At 66.4% G+C, this 764-nt stretch carries 1 protein-coding gene; it reads left to right on the top strand.

Features of this window, described 5'->3' with window-relative positions; all coding sequences use genetic code 11:
- The coding region (locus OXS31_RS23335) for a formyltransferase family protein (protein WP_267402359.1) at positions 1 to 764 on the top strand (764 nt) is incomplete at both ends.

The raw sequence follows: 764 nt of genomic DNA, 5'->3' as shown, positions 1-764 counted from the left end.
GCAGCTCTGCGCCCGCCACGGCATCCCGGTGCACGCGCCGGAAGACGTCAATCACCCGATCTGGGTCGAGCGCATCCGCGCCATGGAACCGGATTTCATCTTCTCCTTCTATTACCGCAACCTGCTGTCAGGCGACGTCCTGGCCTGCGCCAAGCGCGGCGCCTACAACCTGCACGGTTCGCTGCTGCCGCGTTATCGCGGTCGGGCCCCCGCCAACTGGGTGCTGGTCAATGGCGAGACCGAGACCGGCGTAACCCTGCACCGCATGGTCAAGCGTGCCGATGCCGGCCCGATCGTGGCGCAAAAACGTGTAGAGATTGCGCCTGACGACACCGCACTCACACTTCACGCCAAGCTAAGGGAAACAAGCCAAGCGCTGCTCAATGAAGTGCTCCCCATACTTGCCTCCGCAACAGTGCAAGAACGCGAGCAGGACGAAAGCCAGGCCACCACCTTTGGCCGCCGCAGCGCCGCCGATGGCGAGCTGGAGTGGAGCCGTCCGGCCGTAGAGCTGAACAACCTGGTGCGCGCCGTGACCCAACCCTATCCGGGCGCCTTCGGCTGGATCGGTGACCGCAAGCTGATCGTCTGGAGCGCCCAGGCCCGCCAGGAAAGCCATGGCCAGACCCCCGGCAGCGTGCTGAGCCTGGAGCCGCTGCGCATCGCCTGTGGCGAGGGCGTCCTGGAAATCCAGGCCGGCCAGCTGGGCGACAACGGCCTCTATCTGTCCGGTCCGCAACTGGCCCGCGAAGCCGGCCTGGTGG

This window comes from Pseudomonas sp. GM_Psu_1, assembly GCF_026544185.1.
GTDB lineage: Bacteria > Pseudomonadota > Gammaproteobacteria > Pseudomonadales > Pseudomonadaceae > Chryseomonas > Chryseomonas oryzihabitans.
The sequence above is the reverse complement of the archived record's forward strand: the minus strand, read 5'-3'. Positions and strand labels throughout refer to the sequence as shown.